The organism is Corallococcus terminator (assembly GCF_003611635.1).
Lineage (GTDB): Bacteria > Myxococcota > Myxococcia > Myxococcales > Myxococcaceae > Corallococcus > Corallococcus terminator.
The window spans coordinates 1-5,628 of record NZ_RAVZ01000479.1; the positions used below are offsets into that span (position 1 = coordinate 1).

A 5,628-nucleotide genomic window follows, 5' to 3' on the forward strand; every position below is an offset into this window, starting at 1 on the left:
GGGTGGGGCTGACGCGTGGCACGCGGGCGAGGCATCCCTTAGATTCCACCGGATGAAGTTGCCCCTCCTGTTCCGCCGCGACCGACCCACGATTCCGTCCGCCAACGCGCAGGATCACGCGGAGCGGGTGATCGCCGAGTCCCTGCGCGTGCTCGGCCAGGTGTGCACGAAGGTCGCGGACGCCATCGAGGCGCAGCGGCTGGAGCGCAACGGCTACGCGCACAACAGCTACCTGCGGCGCATGGACAAGGCCGACAAAGCGGACGACGCCTCGAAGTCCGGCCCGTCGGGTACGGGCGGCGGATGACGTTGGGCCCGGACGCAGCCCCCGCGCCGGAGGACGATGTCCCGGTGCCGTGTCTGGCGTCGGCGCCCTCGTGGCGGGAGCTGGGCATCTCCATGCCGATGCCCGCGCTGGCGGACGAGGAAGGGCCCCGCGTGGATCCGGGCCTGCCGCCCGTCGTGGACGCGCACGTGCACCTGTTCCCCGACCGCGTCTTCGAGGCGGTGTGGCGCTGGTTCGACCAGCACGGCTGGCCCATCCGCTACAAACTGCACACGCCCCATGTCCTCTCGTTCCTGCTGTCCCGGGGCGTCGAGCGCGTGGTCGCCCTGCACTACGCCCACAAGGCGGGCATGGCGCGCGCCCTCAACGCCTACGTGGCCGAAGTGGCGAAGGCCGAGCCCCGCGTCATCGGGCTGGCCACCGTCTTTCCGGGCGAACCCGGCGCCGTGGACATCCTGGAGGAAGCGTTCGCCCTGGGGCTCAAGGGCGTGAAGCTGCACTGTCATGTGCAGTGCTTCTCCCCGGACGCGCCCCAACTGCATGAGCTCTACGAGGCCTGCGCCCGGGCGGGAAGGCCGCTCGTCATGCACGCGGGCCGCGAGCCGGCCAGCCCCAGGTACCCATGTGATCCGTACACGCTCTGCGCCGCGGAGCGGGTGGAGCGCGTGCTGACGGATCATCCGACGCTGAAGCTGTGCGTGCCCCACCTGGGTGCGGACGAGTTCGACGCCTACGCGCGCCTGCTGGAGCGGCACGACACCCTCTGGCTGGACACCACGATGGCGGTGGGCGGCTACTTCCCCGTGCCCCTGCCCCGTCAGGTGCTGGAGGTGCGGCCGGAGCGCATCCTCTACGGGACGGACTTCCCCAACATCCCCTATGCGTGGGACCGGGAGTTCAAGGCGCTGGTGGACCTGAAGCCGGCCGAGGACGCGCTGGCGGGGGTGCTCGGGGGCAACGCATTGACGCTCTACGGTGTGGACAGATGTTGAAAAGAAACGGAACCCCTTCCGCAATGGAAGAGGCATTCCCATCTTCGTGCCCATAGAATCGCGGTCCCCAAGAAGCAGACGCCGCCATCTCCAGAGGCTCATACCCATGTCGAACATCCTGGTCGTCGACGACGACGCGAGTCACCGCACGCTCATCTGCGATGCCCTCCAGGAGATGGGCTACGACACCATCGAGGCCGCCAACGGTCGCGAGGCGTTGGACCTGCTGGAGGAGGACATCCCGGGCGCGGTCCTGCTGGACCTCCGGATGCCGGTCATGAGCGGCTGGGGCCTGCTGGACGCGCTCAAGAAGATGCCCCGGGCGCGCAACCTGCCCATCATCATCATCTCGGGCTACGGCTTCGAATGGGAAGCGGAGCTGGTCGGCGCCGCCGGCTACATCTCCAAGCCCGTGGACCTGGACAAGGTGCGCACCACGGTGCAGCAGATCGTCGGGCCGCCCGAAGTCGCCATGGTGCACTGAGTCGCGGGCAGCAGGCAGGCAACGACATCCGTCAACCCGAGGATTGTCGGCGGCCCCTGGGAACGTGGTGTGATGGCGTCCTTCATGACGCCCCCCCCTTCCGAACCGGCCAGCCCCGAGCTGGCCATCGACGCACGCGGCCTCGTCAAGCGCTTCGGTGCCTTCACCGCGCTGGACGGGCTGGACCTCCAGATTCCCAAGGGCGCCTTCTACGCGTTCCTCGGTCCCAACGGGGCCGGCAAGTCCACGTCCATCGCGCTGCTCACCGGCGTGTACGGGCCGGACGCGGGCTCCATCCACATGCTCGGCGTGGACGCGGTGGCAAGGCCCCTGGACGTCAAGCAGCGCGTGGGCGTGGTGCCGGAGGAGCTGAGCCTCTTCGAGCGGCTCACCGGCCGCCAATACCTCACGTTCTGCGCACGCATGTATGGATTGAGCGGCAGCGAGGCCGCGTCGCGCGCGGTGGAGCTCTTGGAGTTGACGGAGCTCACGTACAAGGCCGGCGCGCTGGTGGCGGAGTACTCCAAGGGCATGCGGCGCAGGCTCGCCATCGCCGCGGCGCTCATCCACGGGCCGGAGCTGGTGCTGCTGGATGAGCCCTTCGAGGGCATCGACGTGCTCGCGGCGGGCGTCATCCGCGAGCTTCTTCGCGAGCTGAGCCGCCGGGGCGTGACGCTGCTGCTCACCACGCACGTGCTGGAGATCGCCGAACGGCTGGCCACGCACGCGGGCGTCATCCGGGGCGGGCGCATGTTGGACCAGGGCCCGGTGGACGCGCTGCGCCAGCGCCACGGTGCGTCCACGCTGGAGGCGGTGTTCGAGAAGCTGGTCGCCGTGCCGGCCGCGCGCAACGCGAAGCTGTCGTTCTACGCGGACCCCGCCGCGACGGTGCTGCCGCTGCGCCGGGAGTCCGCGTGAGTCCGCGCCCGCCCGTCCCCAGCTTCTTGCGCCACCTGCTGCTGCTCTGGGGCCTGCGCCTGCACCTGGGCCTCAACCAGGGCCCGGGCAAGAGCCGCCTGCTCGCGGTGGCCGCGTTCCTGGGCTCCAGCGCGCCGGGTGTCATCCTGGGCCTGTCCTTCTTCAAGCTGATGCGGCTGGGCACCATCGCGCACAGCAACGTCTGGCCCTACTTCATCCTCAACCTGCTGTGCTTCGTCACCGCCGCGACGTGGGTGACCTGGCCGCTCCTGTCCGCGGGCGTGGATGATCACTCCGAGCTGTCCCGCTACGCCGCGTTCCCCATCTCCCCGTTCCGGCTGCTCATCGGCTCCACGGTGGCCAGCCTCTTCGAACCCCGCGCGCTCGTGTTCTACGCGCCCCTGACTGGCGCGGCGGTGGGCTATGCGTCGCGCCACCGGCTGGCGGCGCCCTGGCTGGCGGCGGTGCTCTACGTGCTGTTCGCGCTGTTCTGCGCGGCGTGGAGCCGGGTGGGCCTCTACACGGTCATCAACGTCCTGAAGGCGAAGCACAGCGCGCGCATCATGGGCGGCGGCATGCTGACGTTCCTCGTGGCCGCGTCGTTCATCCCGCCCATCGACACGTCGTGGCTGACGAGCGTGGGCGAGGCGGGCGTGGGCGCGCTGGACATGAGCCTCATCATCAACGCGGCGGTGGCGCTCAGCCAGGTGCCGCCGGGCTACTTCGGGGACGGGCTGGGGCAGCTTGCCCATGGGCGCGTGCACATCGCGATGATGGAGGCCATGGGCCTGCTGTTCTTCACCGGCGTGGGCATGGCCGTCGCGTATTCGCTGCTGTTGCGCTTCCACCGGCAGTCGGGCCGTTCCGGCGGCGCGCGGGGGGACGGCGCGGACAGCGACCCGTTCGCCACCACGCCCACGCGCTTCGACACGCTGGTGCGGCGCGAGGTGCTGGACCTGTGGCGCAACCCGCGCGCGCGGCTCCTGGCGGCGGTGCCCTTCATCCTGGCCATCCTGCTGAAGCTGCTGTCCGGCCGGGACCTCTTCATCTACCTGCTGGGCAACAGCGCGGATGCGTGGGTGATGGGCGGTTTGAGCATCTACGGCGCCGTGGTGATTGCCTCCACGTTCTCCCAGAACACGTTCGCGTACGACGGGCACGGCTTCGCGGTGTTCCTGGCGGCGCCCCTGGACCTGTCGGACGTGCTGCGCGCGAAGAACCGCGTGCAGGGACTGGCGGCGCTGGGGATGGCGGTGCTGGTGGGGCTCTTCTACCGGGCGTACTTCGGCGCGGGCACGCTGGTGGACTTCCTGTGCGCCATGGCCGCGGTGGCGGCGGTGGTGCCCATGCTGCTGGCCGCGGGCAACTTCCTGTCGCTGTACTTCCCGGTGAAGTTCCACGCGAGCCTCAAGCGGCGGGACAAGGTGCCCCTCACCGCGTCGATGCTGGGCATCCTCGCCGCCAGCGTGGGCTGCATGCCCTTTGGCCATGCGCTGAAGCTCGCGGGGAGGGACGGTCCGGGGTGGCAGTCCGTGGCCTTCATCGCCGGGTGCGCGGTGCTCAACTTCCTCGTGTACCGGGCGGTGCGTCCGCTGGCGATGCGCCTGTTGGACCAGCGCCGCGAACTGGTGCTCCGGGCGGTGACGCGCGAGTAGGCCCGCGCGCGGGGAGCGGAAGTCCCCGCGCGGTGGGGTGAATCTCAGTACTTCACGCCGAACTTCGCGGCCTGCGTCTTCACGCTCTTCATCACGTTGGCGTCGAAGGCGTCCTCCTTGGCGGGCGCGTTCTTCGTGAGCCACTGGTCGCGGTCGTTCGCGAGCTTCGCGACCTGCTGCTCCAACGCCTTGCGCTCGCTGGCGAGCTGCTTCACCTTCGCGGACTGCTCCTCCTTCTTCAGGCCCTGGAGCTCCGCGGGCAGCTCGTCATCCTTGAGGGAGGCCAGCGCGGTCGGCTTCTCCAGCAGGTCCACCGCGCCGCCAATCGCCGCGGGCGCGCTGCTCACCTCCGCCGCGCCAGCGCCACCCTTGCCCGCGCTCCGGCTGGTCTTCATGTAGCTGATGCGGTCCGCGGCGGCCTCCGGGGCCATGTCCTTCATCGCGTCCGCGCGCGCCCGGTTCATCGCCTGCGCCTCCTTGCGGCCTCCGTAGAGCGTCTTCGACGCCAGCTCCGCGTTGACGCGGGACAGCTCCTCGTCGAAGGGCGTGGCCACCGCCACCATGCCGCCCGCCGCGTCGATGGAGTCGAACGTGCCGTCCGTCAGCTTCGCCACGTAGCGCCAGGAGACCTCGGTGGCGTCGTCTCCACCGCAGCGCACCGTGTTCACCACAATGTGGCGCTCCTTCGCGCGCTTGGACCACAGCTTGAAGTCCCAGGCGGCCTCACGCTGGGCCGGGGGCGCGTCGCCCACGAGGAAGACGACCTTCATCACCTCGCGGTTCTGGTTCCACTTGAGCAGCGACACCGCCTCGCCCAGCCCTCGGCCCACGTGCTCGGGGGAGTCCCCGCCGCCGTCCGCCTGGAGCTTGCGCAATTCCGCGAACACCGCGTCCAGGTCGTCGCTCAGGTCGAAGCGCTTCGTCACGTAGGCATCCCCCACGTCCCGGTACGCCACCAGCGCCACCTTCAGGTGCGGCGTGGGCTTGCCCTTCGCGATGCGCGACGCGATGGAGAAGATCTTCTGCTTCGCGCCCTCCAGCAGCCCGCCCATGGACCCCGTGGTGTCCAGCACGAAGGCCACTTCAATCTCCGGCTGGGCGCTCTGCGGCTGCACGGCCGGGTCCTGGGCCAGGAAGTCCGGAACCAGAGGGGCCTGCCCGGGCGCCTGCGGCACGGGCGCCAGGACCCCCACGGACGTCACCCCCCCCCGGCGACTTCGGCTTCGCGGTGGCGGCGGGCGGCGGCGCGGGCAACGGGTTGAGGCCCGGCTTCGTTGGAGGGGCGGCCAGTTC

General features: G+C 70.2%; 6 protein-coding genes. 5 read left to right on the forward strand and 1 reads right to left on the reverse strand.

Going from position 1 to position 5,628, the window contains the following annotated elements:
- The first annotated feature begins 52 nt into the window (after positions 1 to 52).
- From D7V88_RS38420 to D7V88_RS38440, 5 genes are all read left to right on the forward strand, one after another.
- Positions 53 to 307 (forward strand): hypothetical protein, encoded by a 255-nt coding sequence (locus D7V88_RS38420; protein ID WP_120545501.1) that lies wholly within the window; start codon positions 53 to 55, stop codon positions 305 to 307.
- Positions 304 to 1,278, forward strand: coding sequence for an amidohydrolase family protein (locus D7V88_RS38425; RefSeq protein WP_120545502.1), 975 nt, complete (start codon positions 304 to 306; stop codon positions 1,276 to 1,278). Before D7V88_RS38420 ends, D7V88_RS38425 begins: the two co-directional genes overlap by 4 nt.
- 106 nt (positions 1,279 to 1,384) lie before the next feature.
- Positions 1,385 to 1,762 carry a response regulator gene (locus D7V88_RS38430; protein ID WP_120535258.1) on the forward strand — a complete coding sequence of 126 codons (378 nt, stop codon included), beginning with the start codon at positions 1,385 to 1,387 and terminating at the stop codon, positions 1,760 to 1,762.
- 84 nt (positions 1,763 to 1,846) lie between these two features.
- Positions 1,847 to 2,680: an ABC transporter ATP-binding protein gene (locus D7V88_RS38435; RefSeq protein WP_120545505.1), complete on the forward strand. Its 834-nt coding sequence runs from the start codon at positions 1,847 to 1,849 to the stop codon at positions 2,678 to 2,680.
- Positions 2,677 to 4,335 (forward strand): hypothetical protein, encoded by a 1,659-nt coding sequence (locus D7V88_RS38440; protein ID WP_120545503.1) that lies wholly within the window; start codon positions 2,677 to 2,679, stop codon positions 4,333 to 4,335. Before D7V88_RS38435 ends, D7V88_RS38440 begins: the two co-directional genes overlap by 4 nt.
- Positions 4,336 to 4,379: 44 nt before the next feature.
- Here the strand turns inward: D7V88_RS38440 and D7V88_RS38445 are convergent, their stop codons facing one another.
- Positions 4,380 to 5,537, reverse strand: coding sequence for a vWA domain-containing protein (locus tag D7V88_RS38445; RefSeq protein ID WP_120545504.1), 1,158 nt, complete (start codon positions 5,535 to 5,537; stop codon positions 4,380 to 4,382).
- Positions 5,538 to 5,628 lie beyond the last annotated feature (91 nt).

What these genes read in the sequence shown, in the direction of transcription:
- D7V88_RS38420 (WP_120545501.1), top strand. Translation starts at nt 53, where the DNA reads ATGAAGTTGCCCCTCCTGTTCCGCCGCGACCGACCCACGATTCCGTCC.
- D7V88_RS38425 (WP_120545502.1), top strand. Translation starts at nt 304, where the DNA reads ATGACGTTGGGCCCGGACGCAGCCCCCGCGCCGGAGGACGATGTCCCG.
- D7V88_RS38430 (WP_120535258.1), top strand. Translation starts at nt 1,385, where the DNA reads ATGTCGAACATCCTGGTCGTCGACGACGACGCGAGTCACCGCACGCTC.
- D7V88_RS38435 (WP_120545505.1), top strand. Translation starts at nt 1,847, where the DNA reads ATGACGCCCCCCCCTTCCGAACCGGCCAGCCCCGAGCTGGCCATCGAC.